Annotated in this window: 26 protein-coding genes and 3 pseudogenes; 7 read left to right on the top strand and 22 right to left on the bottom strand. The window is 35.7% G+C overall.

From position 1 onward, the window contains the following. Positions 1–17: 17 nt before the first annotated feature. From parE to JNUCC74_RS09060, 4 genes are all read right to left on the bottom strand, one after another. A complete protein-coding gene (parE, locus tag JNUCC74_RS09075; protein WP_454067740.1) occupies positions 18–1,976 on the bottom strand; it encodes a DNA topoisomerase IV subunit B in 1,959 nt (652 codons plus the stop codon). 608 nt (positions 1,977–2,584) lie between these two features. Then, entirely contained in the window at positions 2,585–3,001 is a 417-nt protein-coding gene (locus JNUCC74_RS09070) for a CoA-binding protein (RefSeq protein WP_077320534.1), read from the bottom strand. 16 nt (positions 3,002–3,017) lie between these two features. After that, positions 3,018–4,544 (bottom strand): ABC transporter permease/substrate-binding protein, encoded by a 1,527-nt coding sequence (locus tag JNUCC74_RS09065; RefSeq protein WP_454067739.1) that lies wholly within the window; start codon positions 4,542–4,544, stop codon positions 3,018–3,020. Continuing rightward, on the bottom strand, positions 4,541–5,608 hold the full coding sequence (locus JNUCC74_RS09060) for an ABC transporter ATP-binding protein (protein ID WP_454067738.1): 1,068 nt from the start codon (positions 5,606–5,608) through the stop codon (positions 4,541–4,543). Before JNUCC74_RS09060 ends, JNUCC74_RS09065 begins: the two co-directional genes overlap by 4 nt. A 293-nt stretch (positions 5,609–5,901) precedes the next feature. On the opposite strand from JNUCC74_RS09060, the gene plsY reads away from it, so the two are divergent. The 4 genes from plsY to JNUCC74_RS09040 all read left to right on the top strand — a co-directional run bounded on the left by plsY (position 5,902) and on the right by JNUCC74_RS09040 (position 8,233). Continuing rightward, positions 5,902–6,483: a glycerol-3-phosphate 1-O-acyltransferase PlsY gene (gene plsY, locus JNUCC74_RS09055; protein ID WP_454067737.1), complete on the top strand. Its 582-nt coding sequence runs from the start codon at positions 5,902–5,904 to the stop codon at positions 6,481–6,483. 262 nt (positions 6,484–6,745) lie between these two features. Then, the gene (gene folE2 / locus JNUCC74_RS09050; protein ID WP_454067736.1) at positions 6,746–7,672 is read left to right on the top strand and encodes a GTP cyclohydrolase FolE2; all 927 of its coding nucleotides are present in this window, start codon (positions 6,746–6,748) and stop codon (positions 7,670–7,672) included. Positions 7,673–7,689: 17 nt separating this feature from the next. Next, a complete protein-coding gene (gene yidD, locus JNUCC74_RS09045) occupies positions 7,690–7,914 on the top strand; it encodes a membrane protein insertion efficiency factor YidD (protein ID WP_454067735.1) in 225 nt (74 codons plus the stop codon). Positions 7,915–7,933: 19 nt separating this feature from the next. Continuing rightward, the gene (locus JNUCC74_RS09040; RefSeq protein WP_077320528.1) at positions 7,934–8,233 is read left to right on the top strand and encodes a HesB/YadR/YfhF family protein; all 300 of its coding nucleotides are present in this window, start codon (positions 7,934–7,936) and stop codon (positions 8,231–8,233) included. A 2-nt stretch (positions 8,234–8,235) separates the two neighbouring features. Here the strand turns inward: JNUCC74_RS09040 and JNUCC74_RS09035 are convergent, their stop codons facing one another. From JNUCC74_RS09035 to JNUCC74_RS09015, 5 genes are all read right to left on the bottom strand, one after another. Beyond that, positions 8,236–8,565: a hypothetical protein gene (locus JNUCC74_RS09035; RefSeq protein WP_454067734.1), complete on the bottom strand. Its 330-nt coding sequence runs from the start codon at positions 8,563–8,565 to the stop codon at positions 8,236–8,238. A gap of 1 nt (position 8,566) precedes the next feature. Then, complete coding sequence (locus JNUCC74_RS09030; protein WP_454067733.1) at positions 8,567–8,992, bottom strand: acyl-CoA thioesterase; 426 nt, start codon at positions 8,990–8,992, stop codon at positions 8,567–8,569. A gap of 596 nt (positions 8,993–9,588) precedes the next feature. Next, on the bottom strand, positions 9,589–9,819 hold the full coding sequence (gene tlp / locus JNUCC74_RS09025) for a small acid-soluble spore protein Tlp (protein ID WP_077320525.1): 231 nt from the start codon (positions 9,817–9,819) through the stop codon (positions 9,589–9,591). A 284-nt stretch (positions 9,820–10,103) separates the two neighbouring features. Beyond that, entirely contained in the window at positions 10,104–10,247 is a 144-nt protein-coding gene (locus tag JNUCC74_RS09020) for an FbpB family small basic protein (protein ID WP_077320524.1), read from the bottom strand. 60 nt (positions 10,248–10,307) lie between these two features. Continuing rightward, on the bottom strand, positions 10,308–10,898 hold the full coding sequence (locus JNUCC74_RS09015) for a TlpA family protein disulfide reductase (RefSeq protein WP_454067732.1): 591 nt from the start codon (positions 10,896–10,898) through the stop codon (positions 10,308–10,310). A 581-nt stretch (positions 10,899–11,479) separates the two neighbouring features. Here JNUCC74_RS09015 and JNUCC74_RS09010 point away from each other — a divergent pair. Next, positions 11,480–12,079, top strand: coding sequence for a DUF6434 domain-containing protein (locus JNUCC74_RS09010; protein WP_454067731.1), 600 nt, complete (start codon positions 11,480–11,482; stop codon positions 12,077–12,079). On the opposite strand, the pseudogene JNUCC74_RS09005 reads toward JNUCC74_RS09010, so the two are convergent. The 4 genes and pseudogenes from JNUCC74_RS09005 to JNUCC74_RS08990 all read right to left on the bottom strand — a co-directional run. Further along, positions 12,080–12,264 (bottom strand): annotated as a pseudogene (locus JNUCC74_RS09005) (IS1595 family transposase); the annotation flags it as partial. A gap of 1 nt (position 12,265) precedes the next feature. Beyond that, positions 12,266–12,372 (bottom strand): annotated as a pseudogene (locus tag JNUCC74_RS09000) (transposase); the annotation flags it as partial. 385 nt (positions 12,373–12,757) lie between these two features. After that, a complete protein-coding gene (acnA, locus tag JNUCC74_RS08995) occupies positions 12,758–15,472 on the bottom strand; it encodes an aconitate hydratase AcnA (RefSeq protein WP_454067730.1) in 2,715 nt (904 codons plus the stop codon). A 389-nt stretch (positions 15,473–15,861) separates the two neighbouring features. Continuing rightward, entirely contained in the window at positions 15,862–16,980 is a 1,119-nt protein-coding gene (locus JNUCC74_RS08990) for an ATP-binding protein (protein ID WP_454067729.1), read from the bottom strand. 251 nt (positions 16,981–17,231) lie between these two features. On the opposite strand from JNUCC74_RS08990, the gene JNUCC74_RS08985 reads away from it, so the two are divergent. After that, a complete protein-coding gene (locus JNUCC74_RS08985) occupies positions 17,232–17,705 on the top strand; it encodes a DUF2621 family protein (protein WP_454067728.1) in 474 nt (157 codons plus the stop codon). A 361-nt stretch (positions 17,706–18,066) separates the two neighbouring features. On the opposite strand, the gene JNUCC74_RS08980 is transcribed toward JNUCC74_RS08985, so the two are convergent. The 6 genes from JNUCC74_RS08980 to sirA all read right to left on the bottom strand — a co-directional run bounded on the left by JNUCC74_RS08980 (position 18,067) and on the right by sirA (position 21,384). Then, the gene (locus tag JNUCC74_RS08980; protein WP_077320518.1) at positions 18,067–18,537 is read right to left on the bottom strand and encodes a CcdC family protein; all 471 of its coding nucleotides are present in this window, start codon (positions 18,535–18,537) and stop codon (positions 18,067–18,069) included. A 26-nt stretch (positions 18,538–18,563) separates the two neighbouring features. Continuing rightward, entirely contained in the window at positions 18,564–18,947 is a 384-nt protein-coding gene (locus JNUCC74_RS08975) for a response regulator (protein WP_077320517.1), read from the bottom strand. Between the two features lie 15 nt (positions 18,948–18,962). Beyond that, the gene (locus JNUCC74_RS08970) at positions 18,963–19,397 is read right to left on the bottom strand and encodes a Na(+)/H(+) antiporter subunit B (RefSeq protein ID WP_454067727.1); all 435 of its coding nucleotides are present in this window, start codon (positions 19,395–19,397) and stop codon (positions 18,963–18,965) included. Between the two features lie 64 nt (positions 19,398–19,461). Then, the gene (locus JNUCC74_RS08965) at positions 19,462–20,166 is read right to left on the bottom strand and encodes a cytochrome c biogenesis CcdA family protein (protein WP_077320515.1); all 705 of its coding nucleotides are present in this window, start codon (positions 20,164–20,166) and stop codon (positions 19,462–19,464) included. 495 nt (positions 20,167–20,661) lie between these two features. Next, positions 20,662–20,883, bottom strand: coding sequence for a YneF family protein (locus JNUCC74_RS08960; protein WP_454067726.1), 222 nt, complete (start codon positions 20,881–20,883; stop codon positions 20,662–20,664). A 45-nt stretch (positions 20,884–20,928) separates the two neighbouring features. Further along, entirely contained in the window at positions 20,929–21,384 is a 456-nt protein-coding gene (gene sirA / locus JNUCC74_RS08955) for a sporulation inhibitor of replication protein SirA (RefSeq protein ID WP_454067725.1), read from the bottom strand. A gap of 695 nt (positions 21,385–22,079) precedes the next feature. On the opposite strand from sirA, the pseudogene JNUCC74_RS08950 reads away from it, so the two are divergent. Next, positions 22,080–23,000, top strand: a pseudogene (locus JNUCC74_RS08950) (IS3 family transposase). Between the two features lie 61 nt (positions 23,001–23,061). Here JNUCC74_RS08950 and tkt read toward each other — a convergent pair. From tkt to JNUCC74_RS08935, 3 genes are all read right to left on the bottom strand, one after another. Then, positions 23,062–25,065, bottom strand: a complete 2,004-nt coding sequence (gene tkt, locus JNUCC74_RS08945; protein ID WP_454067724.1) for a transketolase — start codon at positions 25,063–25,065, stop codon at positions 23,062–23,064. A 117-nt stretch (positions 25,066–25,182) separates the two neighbouring features. Further along, positions 25,183–25,419: a DUF896 domain-containing protein gene (locus tag JNUCC74_RS08940; RefSeq protein ID WP_077320511.1), complete on the bottom strand. Its 237-nt coding sequence runs from the start codon at positions 25,417–25,419 to the stop codon at positions 25,183–25,185. 402 nt (positions 25,420–25,821) lie between these two features. Then, entirely contained in the window at positions 25,822–26,460 is a 639-nt protein-coding gene (locus JNUCC74_RS08935; RefSeq protein ID WP_454067723.1) for a YneB family resolvase-like protein, read from the bottom strand. Positions 26,461–26,568: the final 108 nt, after the last annotated feature.

The following is a 26,568-nucleotide window of genomic DNA, read 5'->3' as shown; positions in this document are numbered from 1 at the left end:
CCCTTATATGATTTTTATTATAATTCTGTATGAATTCTATCGTTTTCTAAGATATTAGATTCTTCATCCAAACCAAATTCAACATTATTTTCGATCCATTTTCTTCTAGGTTCCACTTTATCGCCCATTAATGTCGTCACACGTCTTTCTGCACGTGCTAAATCATCGATGGTTACCCGGATAAGGGTTCTGGTTTCTGGATTCATGGTCGTTTCCCACAGCTGATCTGCATTCATTTCTCCTAAACCTTTATAGCGTTGTAAGGTATAGCCGTTTTTAAAATCCTTAATTGTTTTCTTCATTTCTTCTTCATCCCAGGCATAAGCCACACGTTTATTTTTTCCTTTTCCCTTGGAGATTTGATATAAAGGTGGCAGTGCAATATACACCTTACCTGCTTGAATCAATGGTCGCATATACCTATAGAAAAACGTAAGCAATAACACTTGGATATGTGCACCATCTGTATCTGCGTCGGTCATAATAATTATTTTATCATATTGCACATCATCTAAATGAAAATCGCCGCCAACACCAGCACCAATAGTATGAATGATGGTCGATATTTCTTCATTCTTAAAAACGTCCTCAAGCTTCGCCTTTTCTGTATTAATTACTTTTCCTCGTAACGGAAGTACAGCTTGAAACTTTCGATCTCTGCCTTGTTTTGCTGATCCGCCTGCAGAGTCCCCCTCAACCAAGTATAGTTCATTACGCTTTGGATTTTTTGATTGGGCAGGCGTAAGCTTGCCGCTTAAGATCGTATCTTTTTTCCTTCTTTTTCTTCCTGTTCGAGCGTCCTCTCTCGCTTTTCTGGCCGCTTCCCTAGCTTCTTTTGCTTTAATCGCCTTTTTAATTAAAAGATTAGAAACATCTGAGTTTTCCTCCAGAAAATAAGAAAGCTTTTCCGAAACAACTGCATCAACCACGGATCTAGCTTCCGGCGTACCTAGTTTTCCTTTCGTCTGCCCTTCAAATTGCAGTTTATCTTCTGGTACACGAACAGAAACGATAGAAGTGAAGCCTTCTCTTATATCTGAACCTTCCAGGTTTTTATCTTTTTCTTTTAAAAGTCCGATTCGTCTGGCATAGTCGTTAAACGTCCTCGTAATTGCTGTTCTCGCTCCAGATTCATGCGTTCCTCCATCCTTCGTACGAACATGGTTAACAAAAGATAGCATACTTTCTGCATAACCATCATTGAATTGAAAAGCAAAATCAACTTCAATTCCTTGCTGTTCACCTTCAAAAGCTACAACAGGGTGAAGGGTATCTTTCTCTTCATTCAGATAATGTACAAAAGCCTTTAGTCCCTCTGGATATTGGTATTCTTCTGTCTGATTATTTCGAAGGTCTTGTAACTGAATCGTTAATCCTTTTAGTAAAAAGGCAGCTTCTCGTAACCGTTCGGATAATGTTTCAAAGTTGTAAACGATTGTATTAAAAATCGTTGGGTCCGGTTTAAAATGAATGATGGTACCAGTTTTTTTCGTTGGTCCTTTCCTTTCTAAAGAGCCGACAGGTTTTCCACCATTTTCAAATCGTTGAAAGTAGATATGACCATCACGATGGATTGTGACGTCTAACCATTCAGATAGAGCATTGACTACGGACGCACCTACACCGTGTAGACCTCCACTAGTTTTATAACCACCCTGTCCAAATTTTCCACCTGCATGCAATATGGTAAATATCACTTCAGGTGTTGGCTTTCCAGAACGGTGCATACCAGTTGGAATACCACGCCCATGATCCGTGATGGAAATGCTATTATCTTTATGTATAGTCACTTTAATGATGTCTCCAAATCCTGCTAGGGCTTCATCTACCGCATTATCAACAATTTCAAAAACGAGGTGATGCAGTCCTCGGGCATCTGTACTACCTATGTACATACCTGGTCTTTTTCGTACTGCTTCCAGACCTTCCAGTACTTGGATTGAGTCATCACTATATGAAATCGGTTGTTTTGTCACTCCGTACTTGCTCCTTTCTTTTCTGTACGTACTATAATAGAACAAACGTTTGTTTGTGTAAAGATAAAACAAACGATAATACACATGAAAGTTATATTTTTTCCTATAAACCATTTATAAAAAACAGGTTTTCCTTAAAGTTTTTATTTTTAGTCATGGAGTAACCCTTTCTCTCACGTTACTAAGTATACTATAGTTACATCAAGCTTGTATTGCAAGAACACAAAAAAATCGTCAATGAAGTAAATTTACAATTGAAGTTATTGTTCATTGGAGGTTGATACATGCATAAGAGGAATAAGCTTATATAATTATGTTAACAGACCATATCATAGCACACGTTAAGAATGTAATGTTTAAGAGTCAACCAGGCTGTGCCGTGTTTTGGAAATAACCAAATTTTTAATTGTCTAGAAAATGATCCCTTCTATATGGTAATAACTTTGAAGGTAGCTTCGTCTAGCTTATATTGCTTCTTTCTATGACATGTCAGCACAGAAGTTCTTTATTTTGTACGTCGCTAAACGTGCCTCCCGCTTTTATATCTACGCTTGCTTTAAAACATGAGAAAAGGATGACTAATCGTACCGCCACCCTTTTTCGTTCGATTATTTCAGCAATACTGCATGGACCACTTTAATGCAAAGATCCATAATTACGGTAAAATCACGTTGTTTTAAATAATGATACGCATCTTCATTAACGATTCCTTGCTGCGCCCAAAAGATTTTACAATTCGTTTGAGCAGCATCCTTCGCAACTTCCGGTAAGAACTCTGACCTGCGAAACACATTTATAATATCTATCGGTTCCGGAACCTCAGCTAATGAAGGATAGGCTTGTTCACCTAAGACCTCTTGTACTGTAGGATTAACCGGAATGATACGGTAACCTTCTCGTTGCATAATTTTAGCAATTTGATAAGAAGTACGTTCCGGATTGTTTGACAAGCCTACAACTGCAATTGTTTTCGCCGTAGCTAAAATTCTTCTCAATTCTTCATTGGTTGGGTTTTCCCATGCCATTATAGCTTCCCCCTTTTTATTTTTCAAGTAACCCCTGTTCTATGAGAAACTCTCTGGCTACATTTTCTGGTGATTCATCATGATAATCTACTTGGTAATTCATTTGTCTCATCTGTTGGTCAGTTATTTTTCCCGCGAGCTTGTTTAAAATACCTTCAAGTTCAGGATACTTGTCCAGTGTATCATTGCGCATTAGTGGAGCCCCTTGATATGGAGGAAATAGTTGCTTTGAATCTTCCAAAGAAATTAAATTTAGCTTTTCCATATAACTATCTGTTGCATATGCATCAATGATATCTACCTGACCGGATGTTAACGCATCTTGTCTAAGACCTGGATCCATGGTTTGTACATTTGCAATATCTAAACCATATACATCCTGCATACCTACATACCCATCATACCGGTCTTTAAACTCCAGTGTAAAACCAGCAGTTAATTGATCCTCTATTTTTTTTAGATCATCGATTGTCTCTAGTTCAAATTGATTGGCTAGTTCTTCTGTTGTGGCAACAGTGTACGTATTATTATAGGCCATAGGCAGTAAATATGCCATATCAAATTGTTTATCCATCCCCTGTTTAGCTTGCTGATACACATCTTCCCTATTGTTACTATCCGCTTTTTGCTCAAGATGTGTAACAATCGCCGTTCCTGTAAATTCTGGATAGATATCGATGCTTCCTTGTTGTAATGCATTAAATAAGAAAGCGGTTTTTCCTAGCCCTGGTTCTAATTTTACGCTTAAATCGGTATTTTCTTCAATTAATAACTTATACATATGAATTAAAATTGCTGGTTCTGATCCTAATTTACCACCAATAACTAAATCTGCTTGCTTCTTATTATTAAAAAGAAAAGGAGAAATAACGATCAAAACCGCAACGATTAACATAGCGATGAACGATTTGATTCCCGTTCGTTTAGAAAGTCGTTCAACCCACCGTAAAATAACGTCAAAAATAACCGCTAGTAAAGCCGCGGGAATTGCACCTAACAATATTAAACTCACATCCGCTCCACGATCAAGACCTAAAAGAATTAATTCACCTAGTCCTCCTGCTCCGATTAATGCAGCTAATGTGGTTGTTCCAACAATTAACACCATAGAAGTGCGAACTCCTGCCATAATTACTGGCATAGCAAGCGGCAATTCCACTTTCATTAAGCGTTTCAATGAATTCATTCCCATTCCTGTTGCCGCCTCAGTTAATGCAGGGTCTACCTCTTTAATGCCTGTATAACTATTACGTAGAATTGGGAGCAGTCCATATGCTGTTAGTGCAATAATTGCAGGGAAGGTGCCAATCCCGAAAAATGGAATGAGAAAAGCTAGGATAGCAAGACTTGGAATCGTTTGTAGTACAGCTGATAATCCGATGATTGGTTCAGCTACTCGAGGATGCCTCGTCAGTATTAATCCTAAAGGTACTGCAATCAAAATGGCAATGATGAGTGAAGTTAATGATATTTGCAAGTGTTCCCATATTGCTTCTACAAGTGTTGCCTGGCGATTTTGAAATACAGTAATAAACTCTTTCACGTTTGGAGCCTCCCGTTTTCTACGGTTGTGTTATGCTTTAAAAACTGTACGATATCACGGTAACGAATAATACCTACAAGTTGACTAGCTTTTAAAACAGGAAAAATTTCTTGGTCGGTTTCTTGGATCATGTCCACTGCTTGATACAAAGAGAGATCATTTTCTAAATAAACACGTTGGGTTAGTTGTCCATTAACAACGAGACCGACATACTGATTACGTTCTTCCACTAAAACATACGTCTTATCAATCCGATAGGTGCTATTATGAAAGGCTGACCTTGTTAATATATACTCCTGTGATGAATTAGCAATTTTATCTACGGTAATTTCCCAAGGTGATTGACGTTTCCCGATAAATTCTTTAACAAATTGTGAATGTGGCTCTGATATCAATTTATCAGCCTCAGCAAACTGCTCAATTCTCCCATCTTTCATTAAACAAATTCTATCTTCTAAATGAAGTGCTTCATCTATGTCATGCGTAACAAATAGAATCGTTTTTTTAATTTCTTTTTGCAATGCTTGAATATCTTTTTGTAGCTGTTCTCTACTTATAGGATCTAAAGCGCTAAATGGCTCGTCCATTAAGATAATATCAGGATCAGCTGCTAACGCCCGAATAACACCAATCCGCTGTTGTTGTCCTCCTGAAAGCTCTCTTGGCAATTTTTTCTTAAATACCTTTGGGTTTAATCCAACCATTTCCAACAATTCGGTCACTCGATTTTGGATTTCTTTTTGTTTCCACTTTTTTAATTCAGGAACAATGGCAATATTTTGTTCTACCGTCAGATGTGGAAATAATGCGATTTCTTGAAGTACATAACCAATGTTCCAGCGTAATTCATGAATCGGATATGTTTGGATGTCTTTTCCACATATGTAAATAGATCCAGATGTTGGTTCCATTAGACGATTGACCATTTTCAATGTAGTTGTTTTACCACAGCCGCTTGGACCAATAAACGTAACCATTTCACCTTGATTCACATGAAAGGAAATATTCTTAACAGCTTCGGTCCCGTCCTGATATACTTTATTTACTTGGTTAAATTCAATCATGTCCTTTCCCCTTTAATACGTATTATAAAAAGCGAGTGATATCCATTTAAACGAACAGACCATGTTTAGGTACGGAAAAATTCGGCATCACTTTTGCTTAACGTTTTGAACTTATTTTTAAGAAATTACTATTGCTAGAATAATATAGTTTATTCCCAGATACAATTAATAACAAACATCTATTTAATAATGGTTCTTAAAATAGGAACTTCGTGCTAAAATAAAAGGCAGTATCGTCCTTATTTATAATTACAATAGGTGCGAAGATAATTAAGAGGAAAGTAGGAAGCATTATGGAGTATCTAGTATTTGCAATTATTGCCTATCTACTCGGATCGATTCCGTCTGCCTTGATTGTGGGAAAGATTGGTTATAACAAAGACGTACGTGAGCATGGCAGCGGAAACCTCGGAGCAACAAACACCTTTCGTGTATTAGGAATAAAAGCTGGGATTATTGTTACACTAGCAGATATTTTAAAAGGTACGATGGCTACGCTTCTTCCGCTGTTTTTTGACGCCGATGTCTATCGGCTGATCATCGGATTATTCGCAGTAGCCGGTCATACGTATCCTGTGTTTGCAAAATTTAAAGGAGGAAAAGCAGTTGCCACATCCGGCGGCATCATTCTTGGTATTAATCCATTATTATTTGTTCTAATGGTGTCAACTTTTTTAATTAGCCTATATATATCGAAATATGTCTCACTTTCATCTATTATTACTGGCATAGTAACTGTTATATTATCATTTATCTTTAAAAATACGGGGCTAATTATTGTTACCTCGATCCTAACCATTTTTGTGATTTACAGGCATTGTGAGAACTTAAAACGAATAAAAAATAAAACAGAGCCAAAAATAACTTGGATGTAATCGCCGATAAAGTGAAACTCATTCAGTAGGAGTTTGTTTCCCTCTCCTACTGAATGTTAGTACCTCAGGGGGTATGACCTAAAGGCCCTTAAACGAATCAGGCATTTAGGTGTCGTTTTCTCCCACTTAACCCCTTTTGTATCAACTCAAGGCTCTTGAAGTGGTAATCTTACGGCACCTTACATGCGGGATAAAACCTATAGATTGATTCTCGCTTTATCGTAACGTATACTTTAGAAGTAAAGAGAAAGGGGGCTATGTGATGGACAACACAAAAACTTTTCCAGTTAAAAAATTACCGACAAAACAGGAGCGCCATCAATTATTTGGTTCTGTAAAGCCAGCCCCAAAATCGAAACCTGTCGATAAAAAGTATATGGCGGACTTACAGAATACAAAAAAGGATTTCTTATTTGCTTTGGATGCAGTTGGGATAACGAAGGTAAAGCATCCGATTATGATAAATAGCACGATTGCACCTTACACTCAAACAAGTATCGGTTCATTTACGTTTACTTCTAGTCTAAAGCAAACGAATAAAGGAACGAATATGAGCCGTTTTAATGAACAATTAGCAGATTATCATGCAAGAGGCTTTTCAACGGATTTGAATGTATTAAAAAGCTTTACAAAAGAGCTAGCTAATCGCCTCGAACGGCCTGATGCTTATATGGAAGTTAGCTTTCCGTGGTTTTATGAAAGACAAGCCCCTGATACAGGTTTAGCAGGTCTTAATCATGCAGATGCTAGTATAAAGATGAAATACGATGAAGATCGTGGGGTGGATATTCAACTTGCACTCACTGTAGCTATTGCAACGCTGTGTCCTTGTTCTAAAGAAATTAGCGAATATAGTGCTCATAATCAGCGCGGAAATGTAACAATCGATATATCAGTTGATGAGCAATTTGCTGAAACGGAGTTTGATTGGAAGGAAGTATTGCTTGAAGCTGCAGAAAGTAATGCTAGCGCAAGATTACATCCAATCTTAAAACGAACGGATGAAAAGAGGGTTACCGAACAAGCCTATGAAAATCCACGATTCGTTGAAGACATGGTACGATTAATAGCTGCAGATTTATATGAAACACCGTTTATTACCAAGTTCAAAGTAAGCTGTCAAAATGAGGAATCCATTCATATGCATGATGCATTTGCAACAATTACCTATGATAAAACAAAGAATTAAATAAAAGAAGGGTTCCTATGAAGTATATCTTTATCGGATTAATTAAATTTTATCGTGTTGCGATTAGCCCAATTAAACCCCCAACCTGTCGTTTTTATCCGACGTGCTCTGAATATGGGTTGGAAGCATATCGCCGATTTGGCTTTTTTAAAGGCACCTATTTGACAGTAAAACGAATCAGCAAATGCCACCCTTTTCATCCTGGCGGGATTGATTTAGTACCAGAAAAGAAAAAGAAATAAAAAAGGAGCTGTTTTTCAGATGAATATCCAAATCAGCAAAGAGGCAGCAAAATGGTATAGAGATGAACTAGACATTGAAGAAAATGAAGCATATGTGCGTTTTTTTGTCAGATATGGTGGATTTGGGGGAAACGTTCCTGGCTTTTCTTTAGGGGTTAGTAATGAAAAGCCGGTTGAAGTTTACGCTTCCAACGATGTCGATAATATTACTTTCTTTATTGAGGCAAAAGATGCTTGGTATTTTGAAGACCATGATTTAAAAATTAGTTTTAGCAGAAAAAAACAGGAGCCAAACATACAATACATAAAAAGAGCTTAAAATCAGCTCTTTTTATGTATTTTTTTCTCCAATAAATTAAAACGTTTTAATTGTTCCCACTGGTTTTCTTTTTCAAGTATGTATTTTTGTCTTTTACCAAATAAATCAAAATGTGGGTAACGGTTGTTCTTATAATCAATCCATTCAGCTAACAATTGATACTTTTTCCCCCATGTAAGTAGTTTATCCAGATCACTACATCCTACCTTGGTTACGGTAGTACAATCTGGAAATCGCTCATCCAGCCAGTAGTGGGTTATAAAAGCAATTTCACCGGCTTTTACTTGTTGTTTCCAAGTGACCAGCTCTTTCTTAGTAATTCCAAACGCCACTCTAGCTATCTCCTTCTAATTGTTTTTTATATGCTTTATGCCACTGTGGAAATGTTTTTTTTAATGACAATGGACGGAATGTATCTTTGTTTACGATCACATGCTCGGTTGTTCCACTTACAGCAACTTCTCCCTCCCCATTTAAAATATGATAGCCATATACAGTTCTTATCCCGTTATAAGCTTCAAGCCATGTTTCTACTGTGACGTTGTCTCCGTAGCGAATTGGTTTTTTAAATTGAATATTTGCATTTGTAACCGGAGAAACAACGTTATGCTCTTCCATTTCTTTATATTGAAAACCAAGAAATTCAATAAATTTAGTTCTGCCAATTTCAAACCAGACTAAATAATTGGCGTGATAGACAACTCCCATCTGATCCGTTTCCTGATATCTTACTTCGATTGGTGTTTTCTCTTTATGCAACGAAAAATTCCTCCTAAGCTAATATTTTCTCTATTAAGCTTATCATATCTTAAGTGATCCTTCTCGTTAAACCTTTCAAAAAATGTTCGAATTGGTAAACATTAAACATAATTTCTTTTGCGAAAAGAAAATCCAATATTTTTACATTTGAATGAAACATAACTAGTGATCCTCTCTCTTTACTTTACTAGAACAAAAGGCTGGATGCACTTGGTTAGCAACGTACAAATTGGAGAACTTTTGTATCAGATATACCATGCTTTCTTATAACCTCACGTAAAGAATATTCACCTCAAAGATAATCTCTTACGGCTGTTTCTTTTAATTCTTTTGAAAATACGGTTTCCATGTTTTTGATTTTTCTAAACCACGTATTCCTTCATTCTCAAATTTTTCAATCCATAATTTTATACGTTGAACATAACTCATTCATTGTATAATTCTCATTTTTATAAGCCTTTAGTACTTTATATTTTAATTTACTTGAATGAGATCTTTTGGACATACAAAAACTCGCCCTTAAGGAAAACAGATTTTTATTTTTTAATCTGTCTACCTTAAGGGGAGCATATCACTTAAAATTTTTTGGTTTACTTCTATTGATCCTCTTGATTTCTATATTCATCTTTAATTTCGGCTCGCATTCCTTCGATTGCTTGCTCTCTTCGTTTATTTTTAGCTTTAATGGCTTCTTTTTCTTCACCAGATGTAAATTCCATTGTTTCATGTGCTTTTTCAATATTTTGGATTGTATCCTGAACCATTTCTTGTAATCTTTCTACGTTATCACTGCGATCGTCTGGCTTTGGTTGATTATTGTCTGTCATCACCATGACTCCTTTCATTATAGGGTTGCTTTCCTAGTTTTCCTAATCTATCCAAAATTATTCAACGTATAATAAATGTGTCATTCTGTTTTCCTATTAGTTACCGAACAAAGCGAATAAGCTAGACGACGCTACTTTGCAAATAGTTATCAATTATGTACAAACTGATATACTTTCTCAAACCAAAAAGCTATCGTTTTTCTTTTTACGATAAACCCTAAAATTTAATACTTTCCTATAGTATAAAAAATCGTAACCGCTTTACAATCTAGCGGTTACGATTTTCATTGCACTTTTTTCTGTCTGATCCTTTTCTGTTTTTGCTCTATTTGTTGTTCGATTTTTTCCATCAGCAGCTTATCTTTTAAAATCTTTTGACGATTTTCCTGAACTAAGTCATCAAACGTTCTTCTTTTCTTTAAGGACATGGCCGTCCCCTCCTTTTTTAAAGCAGGATGGCCAATTTCTAATCAAAGTATACATCTGTTTTACATAGCTTCAATTGTTTCTTCCATTAATTCATAATTCATAGGACCAGGGTGAATCTTTATAATTTTCCCTTCTTCATCAATAAAATACGTTGTTGGTACAGCGATAACTTGATACGTATTGCGAACCTTACCTTTTCCATCAAGAGGAACTGGATATGTATATCCATATTTGTCTATATATTCTTTCACATCTTCTTCATTTTTCTCTGAGTTGGTCAAATTTACAGCTACTATTTCGACATCTGATTTGGCATCATTATAAAATTTCTCCATTTCAGGCATTTCCTCTCGGCATGGTGGACACCAGGTGGCCCAAAAATTTAAAATTACCTTTTTGCCTCGTAAATCTGTTAATGTGAGTTTATCTCCACTCAATGTATTTAATTCGAAGTCTGGTGCAGGATTACCAACTTCAAGGGTTTCTCCCTTTTTTTTAGACGTAATCATTCCACCTTTCGCATTCATTTCATCACTAATATTGGAATTTGGAGTATCTAAAACCGAATCTTCTTTTTTTTGAAGATAATTAAATAACACAATACCAGCTAACACCACTATTATAGCAACGCCTAGCATTTTTTTATACATTCTGATCCCCTTGCCCCTTTTTAATTATTGTAAAAGCATTATCTAATAATTTACGCTGATTTCATCGTAAGTAAATTCGATACAAATGTAAAGGAATGAGCAGTAATTTTAAGGAAGTCTAAAATTAGGAAATGCTTTGCCGTTTATATAAGTTAGTCTCTCTAGAAAAAAATTCAATCAAAATGCTTCTTGTGGACTGTAAGAATATATTTGCTAATATAAGTACATCTTTTTGATAACCCAAACGTTTGAGAGTCCTAAATTTTTTGGTAACTGTTTGTGGTTTAAAATATAACTAAAAAACTATCCAATGTTCTTATAAAGGATAGGTGTTAATTTTATTTTTAACCCCTTTTATCTTTACTGATTATTGCTATGTAAATAACCTAAACCAAATAGATTAAGTGTCACAATCTAAAGTTAAAAATAAAACGTTTGTCTGATAATTCAACACAGTTTCCAGTGATTAAATAATAGACACCTAACTATCTTTGCTAGACCTTCATATTTGCCTGTTTTTCATAAACTTTATTGTTTTTGACTATAATTTATTTTTGCTTCACAAGAACAAATGTTCTATAATGAATATAATTAAATATGGAGGTGTAATTTATGGACCTAATCTAACTAAAGATATAAGTGTAGATAGTTTTAAAAATTATTACTGGTTAAAGGAAGAATTACAATCCTTTTGTAGAGAAAATGGAATAAATGCTTCTGGTTCTAAAATAGAGATTTCCGATAGGATTGAGACATTTATTCGGACAGGGGAGATTAAAAAACCTACCAGAAAACTTAAAGCGAATAAGAAAATACAACCTCAAGCAAATTTAAGTCTTGATACAGTCATTACAGAAAACCATCATTGTAGCCAAAATGTAAGAGTATTTTTTAAGTCTATTATTCCAAAATTTCATTTTTCCACCTATATCCAAAACTATTTTAAAAACAATGTCGGAAAAACATATCGTGATGCTGTAGACGCTTGGTATGAGGAAGTAGAACGAAAGAAAGACTCTTCGTATAAGAAAAACATTGCACCTCAATTTGAATACAATCAATTCATACGTGACTTTTTTGCTGACCCGAGAAATCAAGGAAAACGTCGTGAAGAAGCGATTGAAGCCTGGAATGAAATCAAGAAACTACCTGGAAGCAATAAATATACGTCTAATAATTAGTTAAGTACTTCTCAACATTTCAACTGTGGTGTGGTTTAACTTTCGACAGGCAGAAACAAGCATTTTTGACTCGTTCATCAAATGCTATTTGTTTGCCTAAATCCCAACGAAACTAATATAGGTTGCTACGTCTTGAAAGCTTTCCCCAATCATCCTTTTAAACGGTTATGAGAGTTATTAACGTGCTAAATCATTGAAAGTATTTCCGCAATCCTTACATAAATAACGTTGTCTTGATATATTTACCATTACGTTTTACAGACTACACTATCACAATGAACACAGACGAAGCCTCACGAATGGTTTTAAGCGATTTTATCTGCCCTTCTGGAAACAAGCCTTGTTTCATAGTGTAAACGATGCAAATTGTTTGGGGCACATAACTGAACGCCTCCTCTCCCCTGTTATATAAAATTTTAAGGAATTTGGTCAAGAAAGCAACAATTTATACAAAACAGTCTTTAATAGCATTCGGTTGGATGAAAGAAGCTCTTTTCCATTAGATTCGAGCTAATGTTGACTTAGCGTAGGAAAAAGACCGAAGTTTGCTACCGCTTGAGCACATAAGCTAGACCATGTTACTTTTCAAAAAGGTTATTCTCAATACGGATATAATCTCCAGAAGATAAAAAAGCCTCTGTAAATATAGATCTACAGAGGCTTACTAGTTTCATATAATTAGATAGCAGCTAACTTTTCACGTAACACCATTTGTAAAATACCACCATGACGATAGTAATCAATTTCTACTTCACTATCAAAACGAGCAATGGCACGGAATTCTGTTTTATTACCTGATTCATCAACAGCTATTACCTTCACTAAATCATGGGCTTTCACATTCTCATTAATATCTATATGGTAGGTCTCTTTACCTGTTAAGCCTAGCTTCTCTACATTTTCACCTGGCTGAAATTGAAGTGGTAGTACTCCCATCATTACTAGGTTCGAACGATGAATTCGCTCAAAGCTCTCAGCAAGGACCGTTTTAATTCCTAACAAATTAGTACCTTTAGCTGCCCAGTCACGAGAGGACCCCATACCATAGTCTTTTCCAGCTATTACAATTAAGCCGGTTCCATCTTGCTTATATTTCATTGCGGCATCATAGATCGGCATAACTTCCTCCGTTGGCCAATAAGTTGTAAAACCACCTTCCGTTCCAGGTGCAATTAAGTTACGAATACGTATATTGGCAAATGTACCGCGCATCATCACTTCATGATTTCCACGCCTAGATCCGTAAGAGTTAAAATAACGTGGGGATACACCTTTCTCCTGCAAATATTTTCCTGCTGGCATATCTTTTGCAATTGCTCCAGCTGGAGAAATATGGTCAGTTGTAACAGAATCCCCAAATTTTCCAATGACTCGTAAACCTTCTAATGACTCCACAGAACCTGCTTCTTTAGATAATCCTTCAAAGAATGGCGGGTTTTGGATATAAGTTGATTCACTATCCCATTCAAATAAAGGTTCATCTGTTGTATCAATTTGATTCCAGCGTTCATTGGAGGTAAACACATCTTCATACTCTTTACGGAAAATTTCCGGCTGAACGACTGCTTCTACCTGTTGTTTAATTTCTTCCATTGAAGGCCAGATATCATCCATATAGACAAGTTTTCCATCTTTATCTGTACCTAATGGTTCTTTTGTCAAATCAATATCCACGGTACCAGCAAGTGCATAGGCAACTACTAATGGAGGAGAAGCTAAGTAGTTCGCCTTAACTAGTGGATGAATTCTTCCTTCAAAGTTACGGTTACCCGATAGAACCGATGCTACCGTTAAGTCATTATCAATAATTGCTTGCTCAATCTCTTCACGTAATGGACCTGAGTTACCAATACAAGTTGTACAACCATAGCCCACAAGGTTAAAGCCTAGTTTATCTAAGTATGGCATTAAACCTGAGTCTTCCAAATAACGAGTTACCACTTTAGATCCTGGAGCAAGCGATGTTTTTACATAATCCGGCACATTTAACCCTTTTTCGACTGCATTTTTTGCAAGCAGCCCAGCACCTAACATCACATAAGGGTTGGATGTATTTGTACAAGATGTAATCGCTGCAATGGCTATTGCACCAGTTTTCATTATGGAAGTGTTGCCATTTGAATGCTCTACAGCTACTTCCTTGTCGAACTCAGATTTATCTAAGCCAAAACCTTGATTTCCTGCAGGTGCTGTAATGGCCTTATTAAATTCTTTCTTCATATCGGACAAAGCGATTAAGTCCTGTGGACGTTTTGGTCCAGAAAGGTTTGGCTGTAACTCGGATAAATTTATTTCTACTACTTCTGTATATTTTGGATCCGCTTCATCGGAAGAATACCATAGATTATTTAACTTACAATATTTTTCAACAAGATCAATTTGCTCTTGTGATCGACCTGTAAGTTTTAAATAGCTTAACACCTCATCATCAACTGGGAAAAATCCGCAAGTAGCACCGTATTCCGGAGCCATATTGGAAATCGTCGCCCGATCTGCAAGCGGCATATCCTTTAATCCAGGCCCAAAGTATTCAACAAATTTACCAACTACATTTTTCTCACGCAGCACTTGAGTTACTTTTAACGCTAAGTCTGTAGCAGTTGTTCCATTCGGGAAACTGCCAGTAAATTTCACACCAATAACATCAGGTGCTGGAAAATAAGAAGGTTGACCAAGCATTCCTGCTTCTGCTTCAATGCCTCCTACACCCCAACCTAAAACACCAAGGCCGTTAATCATCGTAGTATGCGAATCTGTTCCAACTAACGTATCCGGAAATGCCTCATACTCCCCACTTTCATTTTCTAATCCATGAATAACATTTGCAATATACTCTAAGTTTACTTGGTGAACAATTCCCGTTGCCGGAGGAACAGCACGATAATTATCAAATGCTTTTTGAGCCCAGTTCAAAAATTCATAGCGTTCTGCATTTCGTTCAAATTCTAATTCCATGTTTACTTTTAAAGCATCCGATGTACCATATTGGTCTACTTGTACCGAGTGGTCAATAACCAAATCTACTGGTACTTCCGGATTGATTTCACTTGGTTTTCCCCCCATATCAACCATTGCCTTTCTTAAAGAAGCAAGGTCTACTACAGCTGGAACACCAGTAAAATCTTGTAAAATAACACGGGACGGCTTAAATGGAACATCTACCCCTTCGCCATCTTTTGTGCCCCATTTAGCAAGTCCTTTTACATGTTCTTCCTTAATTTGATGACCATCTTGCTGGCGAATAAGCGATTCCAAAAGTACTCGAATCGAAAACGGTAATCGTGATACTTTTCCTAACCCAGCATTTTCTACAGCTTTTAGTTCATAGTAGTTGTACGTTTTTCCATTTAGTTTAAATTGTTTCTTTGCATTAAACGAATTACTCTTCCCCATGTTCGTACCCCTTTCTTCATGCTTCCCCGTAGTTACAACATACTACGGATTTTGTTCATGCAAGTAAAAAACCTCTCACTCCTTCTATCTTATAAGAAAACGCAGCATAAAACAAACCATTGAGCCCTTCATTACATATAGTAAATAGTTATGTGAAGTGATAACAAAAAATTATCTAAAATTAAAAATAAAACAATTGCTAATTATAATTATAACATCTAGCCTATTGACAGTAATAAAAGGGCTAGCTTGTTCTATGTTACGCTTATCTGTTTTTTCTCTTTATTGGCAACTTTTACAACCTGCAACAACAACTTGCAAAAAGCATTTTTTTAAATTTTGTATAAATAATCTTGAATAAGTGCGTTACTTTTAGTAAACTATACCTGTTATGCTGGAGCAGGAAAAATAATACGAAATGTACTACCGGCTCCTTTATTTGCCTTTATTTCCAAGAATGCTTGATGACGTTCCAAAATTTGCTTTGTTATCATAAGTCCTAATCCAGTACCGCTTTGCTTCGTTGTAAAAAAGGGTTCACCTAACCTATTTATAATGTCTTCTGGAATTCCAGGTCCTTCGTCTATAACACTAATATGTACATGCGTGTCAGATGAACTTGTATTAACTTGGATCTTTCCACCATTTTCCATTGCCTCAATAGCATTTTTAATTAAATTAATGAGGACTTGTTTGATTTGTGAACGATCACAGTAAATTTTTTCGCCCCCAGAAGCTGAATACTCGATGACAACACCTCTCATTTTCGCTTGTGGTCTTAGCAGTACAATGACATCATGAATCATAGATTCAACGAGTTGTACTTTTTTATTCTCAGTTAATGGCTTGGAAATGAATAATAACTCTGATGTAATGGTCTCCATCTTTTCAATTTCTTCTACCATAATATTGTAATACTCTTCTTTTCTATTTACACCAGCTTGAAGTAATTGTAAAAAGCCTTTTAGTGATGTCAAAGGGTTACGAATTTCATGAGCAATCCCAGCAGCTAATTGTCCGGCAACTGACATTTTCTCTGATTGGATCATAAATTCCTCTGCTTCTTTTTTATCACGAATATCTGCAACAATAGCGATATAATAGATCTTTTCGTCTTCTTCCTTTAATTTAGTTAGCGTACATTCCGACCAGATATATTCACCTTCACTATTAAGAACATTTATTTCATAGAATTGGTTGGTTGAAGATACTTGCTTCAAGTTCTCTTTTACATATTTTACATCTTCCCGATAAACAAATTCATACCAAGCTTTTCCGACTAGTTGAGAAGGTTGATAACCAAGAATTCGTTCAGCAGAATCGGAAATATAAAGCATTTTTCCATCTTCATCTAGAACGAGAATAACATCATGACAATTCTTCTCTATCCATGCAAGCATAAATGGAGATAACGTTGATAAATTAAAACCTTGTGTTTGCATTGTTGGCTTCGTTTCAGTTATATGAATAAGTTTTTCATGATTTCTTGTATTCTTATCATAATTCATTATGTTTCCCCCTTTTTTTGCAAATATCAACAAATCCTTTCGTTTCAATTTATCCTATGTTTAATTTCTTGAGAATATGACGCTTGTTTGAAAAAGTTTTTCATCATATACTTATAGTAAATCTCGTTCTTAAGTTAACTATCCAATTATTAGTAATCTTACTATAATTGCTTAAAAAAATAAATTAAATAGTTAAATATTTTGTCAAATTATTACGAAATATTGGAAAAAGGGGGGAATAGCGTAATAATATGTCGGTTTTTGTTGATTATTTAATCATTCTTTGGGGTTTTTTCATGATTGGAATTATGGCTATTGGTGGATATTTTATGTTTCGTAAATTTCTGAAACGGTTACCAAAAAAAGACGGAAAATCCATGATGGATTGGGAAGACTATTATGTAAATAAAACAAAACATATGTGGGGGACAGAGGAAAAAGAGTTATTAGAGGAATTAGTTTCTCCAGTGCCAGAGTTATTTCGTGATGTAGCTAGGCATAAAATCGTTGGTAAAATTGGTGAATTAGCGCTAAAAAAGAACAATCAAAAAATAACGAGGGAAATTTTAATTGAAGGCTATATCATTGCAACACCTAAACGAGATCATAAATTTTTACGAAAAAAACTGGCCCAAAAAAATATTGATACAGCACCCTATGAGCAATTCTTTCAACAATCTCGGAGCGATTATGCACCAGATTGGCAGCAAAAACACAAATCATAACCTTTCAGAACTGCTTTTTCTATAAGATGAAACTTCATACAGTAGGAGTTTTCTTCCCTCTCCTACTGTATGTTAGTACCACAAGGGTATGACCTAAAGGGCCCTTGAACCAATCGGGCATTTAGGTGCCGTTTACTCCCACTTAGACCCTTTTGTATCAACTAAAGGCTCTTGAAGTAGGAGGTCTTACGGCACCTTACATGCGGGATAAATCTATCAGGCAACTTTTAATACTGTTATAACTTTAGGGGGGATATCTTAAAACGGATAGCCCCCCTAAAGTACGTATTATTTAATTTCTCATTTTTTGAATATAGCGTAACTTATTACTTATGGTATGTTAAATCGCTTCTGAATCAAATTACTTCTGTATTAATTGCTTTTCCATTTGTAAATATTTATAAAGCATTGCTAAACGCCAGGTTAAAATCATTCCAAATGCCAATAAAAAGAACATTCCACTCATTTCTCCAAAAGATATATGACTTCCAATGGCAAGCTTGAAAATAATGCGAAAAATTAATAATCCAACCAAAATAAAGGCAAAGGCTTTGGAGGGTATTAAATAGATTGCATTATCACGAATTTCAAATTTCGATGTTTTTATGAGGAAAATGGAACAAACAATACCTACACTAAAAGCCTCCATTACTTGATACCAGCTAATATGAAAAACAGGGAATAGAAACATCAGCGCCCCTGTACTCATAAAAAAGGGCGGTAAAATAATCTTCTTTACAGAAGCAGGTTTTTTAGCTGCTCTTAAACGAATAAATATCATTGCTGTGGCCATAATTGCTGCTCCAATTGTACTTGCAATTAACCAAAACATTGTAAGTCCTCTCTCCCATTGCCAAATTACTTGTTATCATTCACCCTTTTAAAACTTAATACACGATCAATCGTATCAAATATACGGTTCTCGTCAAATGGTTTGATAATAAAGTCCTTGGCTCCCAATTCAATTGCTTCAACCACAACTTTTTGCTGCCCCATTGCTGAACATACAATAATCAGTGCATCTTTATCTATTTGCATGATTTCTTTAATTGCTTCAATTCCATTCATTACTGGCATTGTAATATCCATCGTTACTATATCTGGCTTCAATTCTTGATATAGTCGTACTGCCTCTTCTCCATCTTCTGCTTCTCCTACAATTTCATGTTGTTTTTTTTTCAAAATAGTAGAAAGAGTCATGCGCAGAAAATTAGCATCATCGACCACAAGTATTTTGGCCATCGCTTTTCCCCCTATTTAGTCCTTATCATTAGCAATAGTTAAAATAATGGTCATCATTACACCGACAACCGTCAAGTATACACCTATATCAAAAAGCATTGCAGTAGCTAATTCAACTTCACCGAATATCGGAATGTGAATGTAACCAAAGGTATGAGATAAAAATGGCTGCTTAAATAAAAATGCCCCGGCACTTGTGGCAGCAGCAACGGCAAGACCAATTGGAATTAATTTAACAAAATTAATCGGTAATACTTTTTTTACAGTTTCAAATCCATAAGCCATATTCATTAATAAAATAGCTCCTGATGTCATTAAACCGCCGACAAATCCTCCACCTGGAGAGTTGTGTCCAGCTAATAATAAATAAACAGCAAATCCCAATAAAATAAAGGCAATTAGTGATGCGGTAGTTCGTAAAATAAGATCATTTATTTTGTATTTGTACATAATGTATTGCCCCTTTATATAGCATATATAGCTTTATTTTAATATAAGACAGGAGAAAAATCCATTAGAAGCCGTAAAACCCAAACAATCCTGCTAAATATGAAGTTAAAGCTGTCATCCAATCAAAGAATAAAGCAATCCCCATAAAAATCATGACATATCCACCGATTTTTATTAGTTTTAAACTATGTTTTTTAATCCAATTCAGCTTACCAATAAAAAAGGATAAAATAAAAAACGGAATAGAGAACCCAAGTATATAGCTAATCATCATAACCATTCCGGTATTTGGTTCAGTAGCAGCTAATGATAAAACAACCATTAGGATTGGTCCGGTACAAGGAGTCCATCCTAGTGAAAAGGCTAGTCCGATAATAAAAGTACCTAGAAATCCTGCAGGACGATTTTTAAATGTAATTTTTCTATCTTTCATTAAAAAATCAAAGTTCAAGATACCAACAATAACGAGTCCAAAAAAGATGATAACAATTGCACCAATTTGTCGTATGATATCTTTGTTCACCAATAAGAATTGAGATATTCCAGAGCTTGCAAAGCCCATCATAATGAAGACTGCAGAAAACCCCAGTAAAAAGAAGACAGTATGTAATATACTCTTTGCATTTAACATTTTATTATCATCTTTTAATTCGCTTACACTCATTCCGGTAATGTAAGATAGAAAAGCTGGGTACAAAGGCAAAACACAGGGTGAAATAAATGACAGAAAGCCTGCACCGAAAGCAAGAAATATATTGATCTCTGACAAGGTATACCTCCTTTTTATATTTACTGTACATTGTATCAGACAGAATTGTCTTTATGTTATTAATAGTTGACAAAAAAGTGAAAGGCTTTCATAACGTTAACTTAACTATTATGAAAATTCCGTCGATCGATTAAAGTAAAAATTCATTCAGTGGATTCCTCCCATAACCTTTACTGATAAGAAATAGAACAAAGGCTAAAATCTCAGACGTTCTTAAAAAGAGCCACACTTTTTTCTTCATGCGATACCTTTTCAAAAAGCCTTACTTGTCTTTGAAAATCGCGATGTATTACTTGCGGGAGCATACCCTTTGTCCGTTAACCGAACGAATTAGGTACTCTTAATTAAGCGTTCTCGTATTCTTTATAATTCTTGAAGTGGGAATTTTAGAAAGCCTAGATACAGGTAAATAACCATTAGAAGACCCCCTACTATTGTGAAGTAAGGGGTGAGTCTTTGCAAGTTATAAACACTACGAAATATATCAATAAGTGCTTACTTATCAGATTGGTTGTTCATTGCACGCATCATTTGATTGATTTTCTTCTTGGATGGTTTTTGTCCCATTTGCATCATTAAAGTTCGTAGCATTTGCTCATTAATCGGTGGATTCTTTTTTAAATAGCTCATCATATATTTTCTGGCAAGAAAAAATCCAAGAGCAACACCAATTATTAACGCTGCTACAGCAATTAATACGACCCAAATCGTCTCCATGAAAAGCTTTCCTCCTTCGTGTTGTCTCTTATACAGTATAGTAAATCAACGAAAAGAAAACAATACTTCTTCTTCCGTTTGCCTGTATTTTAGAAATGGAGTTATCCAGCCAAAATTACATATATTTTCACCAACTATAAAAAGCATTGGTTCATATCTACGTAACAATGGAAATAGTAACTCCTCAGCATCTTCCAAGGTTTCGCATCGAAATTTTAACTGTCTCTCATCAATATGTAAAGTAATAAACGCTTCTCTATTATATAGTTTCATATTTCGTTTGTCGATATAATCGATGCAATTTATACGTTTTTGTTGTTTCATATATGCTACAATCTCTTCACGACAAAAACGATACGTAATATATTCAAATTGTTTTCTTAAATCTATCCGATTAGGCTGCTTTTTATATTCTTTTAAAAATCGATATAACAACCCGCTCTTGTGAAAATAACGAATCGCCACTTCTTCAGTTAACCAATAAATAGAATACGTATACATCGCCTTTACCTCCTCCATTAATAATCCCTTTACATGACCATTTAGACACTTCATCCTTATCTTATATTGGAAGTTACTTTTCTTTCGTAACTTTACGTGAAGATGTTCTTAAAAAATTCTCTCCAACAATTTATTGCTCTAATCCGTCTTTTAATAGTGGTCATTAATCTCCCCTACTTTCTCTCCGAATAACATACGAAAAGAGTAGTGGTTTTCTCTTTTAATATGGGATAGAGTAAAAACTATTATACAGATTCTATGATTAAAAAACTGTCACATTATAAAAAAATTAACCACTTCTTTTGTCGAAGTATTGCTGTAGACAAATTTTTATAGGTTTATAGCAAAAACGAAAAGTCCGTACCGGTAGCCCAGCCTATGTTTTAACTTCTTCACTTAGAAAAACTTGGCTTGTAGCCAAGTCTTTATGACGAAAGCTATCGTTTTTCTTATACGATAAAGTGAAACTTCATTCAGTAGGAGTTTTCTTCCATCTCCTACTGAATGTTAGTACCACAAGGGTATGACCTAAAGGCCCTTGAACCAATCGGGCATTTAGGGGCCGTTTTCTCCCACTTTGACTCTTTTGTATCAATTCAGATCTTGAAGTGGGGAACTTACGGCACCTTACATGCGGGATAAAGCCTAAAGTTTTATACTTTCCTATAGAGCAAAAAAAGAATGGCCTAAATACTATGGTACCTGTAGGTAGGACACTTAAAAAAGCGTATCAATTGATTCATGAGACCATAGAACAAAATGGATTTAAGAGGATGACCAGGTATTTTTGTGACCTCCTGAGTGTCTCTCGGTCTGGATACTATAGCTACCTCAGGGCTTCCCCTATCCGGGAGGCAAGGGCGAAATTAGACCTTGAAGCGAAGGAAATTATTTTAAAGGCCTTCGACCGGCGAGGATATAAGAAAGGTTCACGCTCCATTAAAATGATATTGGAGAATGATTTTAACATAATCTTTAGCCGTAAAAAGATCCAAAGAATCATGAGGAAATATGGAATCGTCTGTCCATACAGGAGAGCAAATCCTTATAAAAGAATCGCTAAAGCGACAAAAGAGCATCAGGTTGTCCCAAACAAATTAAACAGGGAATTTAAGCAAGGAATCCCTGGAAAAGTTCTACTAACGGATATCACGCATTTACCATATAATGGTAATTGTATGGCTTATTTGTCGACCTTAAAAGACGCATCCACCAATGAAATCCTAGCTTACCATGTGTCTGATCGCATCACTCTGGACATTGCAACCCAGACGATCCATAAATTGATGAACAATAAGAAAGTGATGCTCCATAAAGATGCCTTTATCCACTCCGATCAGGGAAGCCATTACACAAGTCCGCGGTACCAGAAGTTATTAAAAAAATATAGTTTGGGCCAGTCTATGTCACGGAGAGGTAACTGTTGGGATAATGCCCCTCAGGAGTCATTCTTTGGCCACCTGAAGGATGATGTCGAATATTAATCGGCAAGAAACTTGAAGGAATTAAAGTCGAAAATAAATCATTACATGGTTTACTATAACCATTACCGCTATCAGTGGAATTTAAAAAAGATGACCCCTATCCAATATAGGAATCATCTTCTAGCTGCTTAATTTCTTTTTTATAGTGTCCTTGACATAGGTGCCAGTTTAAAAACTAGACCATTCTTTTTTGTTATTTTATTAGTGATTCCACATGCTTCACCACATTCTCTACAGTAAATCCATATTCTTCTATCACTTTTTCACCTTTTGCGGAAGCTCCAAATGTATGGATACCGATTATTTTACCATGTTCGCCAACATAACGTTCCCAGCCGAATGGAGCAGCCATTTCAATAGCAACTCGATTTTTAACTTCAGGAGGAAGAACTTTTGTTTTGTAACTCTCATCTTGAGCATTAAAACGATCCCAGGATGGTATGCTAACAACGCGTACATCGATATTTTTTTCTTTAAGCACTGCTTGTGCACGAACAGCTAATTGTACTTCAGAACCAGTTGCTAACAATATTGCATCTGGAATTTCTTTTTCAGCATCACTAATAATGTATGCACCTTTTTTAACACCTTCATAAGCATGCTCTTTCGTCCCTGGTAGAGTTGGTAAGTTCTGCCTGCTTAGAACAAGTGCTGTTGGTTTATCTTTAGATTCTAATGCTAAACGCCAAGCAGCTTGTGTTTCATTACCGTCTGCTGGTCTAATAAGTGATAACCCTGGCAGAGCTCTTAATGAAGCCAGATGTTCAATTGGTTCATGAGTTGGACCATCTTCTCCTACTGCAATGGAATCATGTGTTAATACATAAGTTACAGGCGTTTTCATTAATGCAGCTAGTCTAATGGAAGGACGCAAATAATCGCTAAATACGAAGAATGTTCCACCAAAAACGCGTAATCCTCCATGTAATGCCATACCGTTTAATGCAGCCCCCATTGCATGTTCACGTACCCCAAACCAAATATTTCTACCGGCATAATTCCGACGGGAGAAATCATCTTCATCATTAATCGTTGTTTTATTAGATCCAGCTAAGTCAGCGCTACCCCCAAAGAAGTTAGGCACAGCTTTAGCAATAGCATTCAAAACTTTACCTGAAGATGCTCTTGTAGCAAGTGCATCTTCTTCCGGATCAAATTGTGGCAGTTCCTTATCCCAACCTTCAGGCAGTTCCTTATTTATTGCTAGTTCCAATTCTCTTGCTAATTCTGGATACTTTTCTTTATACTTAGTTAAAATCTCATTCCATTCTTTTTCTAATGCTTGTCCTTTTTTAACGATCTTTTCATTAAAGTCTTCGTATACTTCTTCTGGAACATAGAAGTCTTCATGTGTCCATTTATAAAATTCTTTGGTTAACTTCACTTCATCTTTACCAAGTGGAGAACCGTGAGAAGCAGAGGAAGCGGATTTGTTTGGTGATCCGTAACCAATTATCGTTTTTACCTCAATCAATGTCGGTTGCTCGGTATTTTCTTGAGCAGTTTTGAGTGCTTCCCGAATTGAATCTACGTCGTTTCCATCTTTTACAGTTAGTACTTGCCAACCATATGCTTTAAAACGCTGTTCGGTATTTTCTGAGAATGAACGATGAAGGTCACCATCAAGTGAAATGTCATTAGAATCATAAAGAGCTATCAATTTTCCTAAACCTAAATGACCTGCTAGTGATGCGGCTTCATGTGAAATACCTTCCATTAAATCTCCATCACTAACTAATGCATACGTATAATGATCAACAACCTCTAAGTCATCCTTGTTAAATTTTGCTGCAAGATGAGCTTCTGCCATTGCCATACCCACTGCCATAGCAATACCTTGTCCTAATGGCCCGGTCGTAGCTTCCACTCCATCTGTATGATGAACCTCTGGATGACCAGGTGTTTTCGATCCCCATTGACGGAAAGATTTTAAATCATCTATTGTAACATCGTATCCTGATAAATGTAGTAGACTATATAGTAACATCGATCCATGACCAGCTGACAGGATAAAACGATCACGGTTAAACCATTTGGAATGCTTTGGATTATGGTTCATAAAATCTGTCCATAAGGTGTAAGCCATCGGCGCAGCTCCCATCGGAAGTCCCGGATGACCTGAATTTGCATGTTCGATAGCATCAATAGACAAAGTTCGTATCGTATTAATTGATTTTTGTTCAATCTCATTTGACATATAGTTGTGTCTCCTTTCATATTTAAAGCTGTTTTCACCCTCTATCCATTCTATAACGAAACCTACTTTGCTACAAGTGAAATCATACACTTATAACCAAGTAGGTCTGTACATCTTCTAAAAACCATTATTATACTTTTTTTGCAGAGCTTTTACTTTTTCAGGTGTCACATCATTCCCCTCAGGGTCAACTACTTTCATTGATTTAAAGTGGTTCTTAAATGAGGCTCTGACACCTTGTAAATATTCATGTCTTAATTTTTTCTGCTCATTTTGTTCTTTAATTGTAAGACCATCTGTTTTTGCTTTTCGTGCTAACTGATTAATTCGCTCAATTTTTGCTTTTGAAAGCATTGATATTCCTCCCTACTAAATTAGCAATAGCATATGATACTATAATAGTCGTATATTTAAAGGTTTCTGCTAGTAGAGGATGTTCAAAAAAAGTAACACATACGTTAGATTTAGATAGGAAGTCTAGCACCCGAGTACTTTAGGGTTGAAGTATAAGTATGTCTAGCTTTTGCCTTAGCCAATGTATGAAAAATAGCTGAGTTTTTTAATTGGCTTGTTTCTAGCACCTCAGGTGATACTACGTTAATGGAGACTGTCCCTTGAACTTTGCAGGTCTATTTCTCCTCTTTTTGAACATGCACTAGCAAGATCTATTTACAATCGTAATCAACAATAAAATAAAATGACAAGAACTAAAATTAAATTCTCATCCATCTATCTTACTGATAATATATGTGATATTCAAGTATTTTGGTATTCTTGATATCTTCGATGTACAGTTGCCTTTGATACTGGATAACCTAATCCAGTCAAAGTAGAGGCGATTTCCGCAAATGTTAAATTATTTTGTCTAAGCCGGATGACTTCTTCTATTGGAAAGTCCTTTCTTTCTCTTCCGGGAGCTTTATGTTGGTTGGAAAGATTTTTACTTGGATCGTATCCTGATTCAATTGCTCTTTTCATTCCACGTTTTATTTTGGCATTATGTATTTTTCGTTGATACTCCTCTACAATTCCAACAATTTGCAGTACCATGGAATCTGCCTCCGATAACTCTAAACTCCCATTATGATAGGAAGTATAGATTGGAATATTTAGTTTATGTAATTGATGAAACAGTGCGATTTTTGTATTTCCTCTTCCTAGTCTTGTTTCATCTTGAATAAGTAAACAATCTGCTTTTTTATCAGAAAATAAATCGAGCAGTTGAAAGATCCCTTCACGTTCAATGCTGTATCCACTCTCCTGCTCTTGAATGCATTCTACTATGGTAAATTGGTGATTCGCTGCTAACTCTATTAACTCCTGCTTTTGCCTTTCAAGTGATGTTTCTTGTGTTTGTTTATCTGTACTCACACGACAGTAAATAACTGCTCTCACTTTCTTAAACTCCTTTTTGTAAATTAACTAATCATAATAGAATAATATAAGAAACCTAATGTGAATGCAAAACCTACAAGATAAAATACATCTGTTTTCGTTAGTTTT

The organism is Cerasibacillus sp. JNUCC 74 (assembly GCF_053667775.1).
Note: the sequence above shows the minus strand (reverse complement) of the source record. Positions and strands in the feature narration are given on the sequence as shown.

What these genes read in the sequence shown, in the direction of transcription:
- JNUCC74_RS08970 (WP_454067727.1), bottom strand. Translation starts at nt 19,397, where the DNA reads ATGTACAAATACAAAATAAATGATCTTATTTTACGAACTACCGCATCA.
- JNUCC74_RS09010 (WP_454067731.1), top strand. Translation starts at nt 11,480, where the DNA reads ATGAATATAATTAAATATGGAGGTGTAATTTATGGACCTAATCTAACT.
- JNUCC74_RS09060 (WP_454067738.1), bottom strand. Translation starts at nt 5,608, where the DNA reads ATGATTGAATTTAACCAAGTAAATAAAGTATATCAGGACGGGACCGAA.
- JNUCC74_RS09020 (WP_077320524.1), bottom strand. Translation starts at nt 10,247, where the DNA reads ATGTCCTTAAAGAAAAGAAGAACGTTTGATGACTTAGTTCAGGAAAAT.
- tkt (WP_454067724.1), bottom strand. Translation starts at nt 25,065, where the DNA reads ATGTCAAATGAGATTGAACAAAAATCAATTAATACGATACGAACTTTG.
- JNUCC74_RS08980 (WP_077320518.1), bottom strand. Translation starts at nt 18,537, where the DNA reads ATGTTTTGGTTAATTGCAAGTACAATTGGAGCAGCAATTATGGCCACA.
- JNUCC74_RS08990 (WP_454067729.1), bottom strand. Translation starts at nt 16,980, where the DNA reads ATGAATTATGATAAGAATACAAGAAATCATGAAAAACTTATTCATATA.
- JNUCC74_RS08960 (WP_454067726.1), bottom strand. Translation starts at nt 20,883, where the DNA reads ATGGAGACGATTTGGGTCGTATTAATTGCTGTAGCAGCGTTAATAATT.
- yidD (WP_454067735.1), top strand. Translation starts at nt 7,690, where the DNA reads ATGAAGTATATCTTTATCGGATTAATTAAATTTTATCGTGTTGCGATT.
- JNUCC74_RS09070 (WP_077320534.1), bottom strand. Translation starts at nt 3,001, where the DNA reads ATGGCATGGGAAAACCCAACCAATGAAGAATTGAGAAGAATTTTAGCT.
- JNUCC74_RS09015 (WP_454067732.1), bottom strand. Translation starts at nt 10,898, where the DNA reads ATGTATAAAAAAATGCTAGGCGTTGCTATAATAGTGGTGTTAGCTGGT.
- JNUCC74_RS08985 (WP_454067728.1), top strand. Translation starts at nt 17,232, where the DNA reads ATGTCGGTTTTTGTTGATTATTTAATCATTCTTTGGGGTTTTTTCATG.
- JNUCC74_RS09040 (WP_077320528.1), top strand. Translation starts at nt 7,934, where the DNA reads ATGAATATCCAAATCAGCAAAGAGGCAGCAAAATGGTATAGAGATGAA.
- sirA (WP_454067725.1), bottom strand. Translation starts at nt 21,384, where the DNA reads ATGTATACGTATTCTATTTATTGGTTAACTGAAGAAGTGGCGATTCGT.
- tlp (WP_077320525.1), bottom strand. Translation starts at nt 9,819, where the DNA reads ATGACAGACAATAATCAACCAAAGCCAGACGATCGCAGTGATAACGTA.
- acnA (WP_454067730.1), bottom strand. Translation starts at nt 15,472, where the DNA reads ATGGGGAAGAGTAATTCGTTTAATGCAAAGAAACAATTTAAACTAAAT.
- plsY (WP_454067737.1), top strand. Translation starts at nt 5,902, where the DNA reads ATGGAGTATCTAGTATTTGCAATTATTGCCTATCTACTCGGATCGATT.
- JNUCC74_RS08940 (WP_077320511.1), bottom strand. Translation starts at nt 25,419, where the DNA reads ATGCTTTCAAAAGCAAAAATTGAGCGAATTAATCAGTTAGCACGAAAA.
- folE2 (WP_454067736.1), top strand. Translation starts at nt 6,746, where the DNA reads ATGGACAACACAAAAACTTTTCCAGTTAAAAAATTACCGACAAAACAG.
- JNUCC74_RS08975 (WP_077320517.1), bottom strand. Translation starts at nt 18,947, where the DNA reads ATGGCCAAAATACTTGTGGTCGATGATGCTAATTTTCTGCGCATGACT.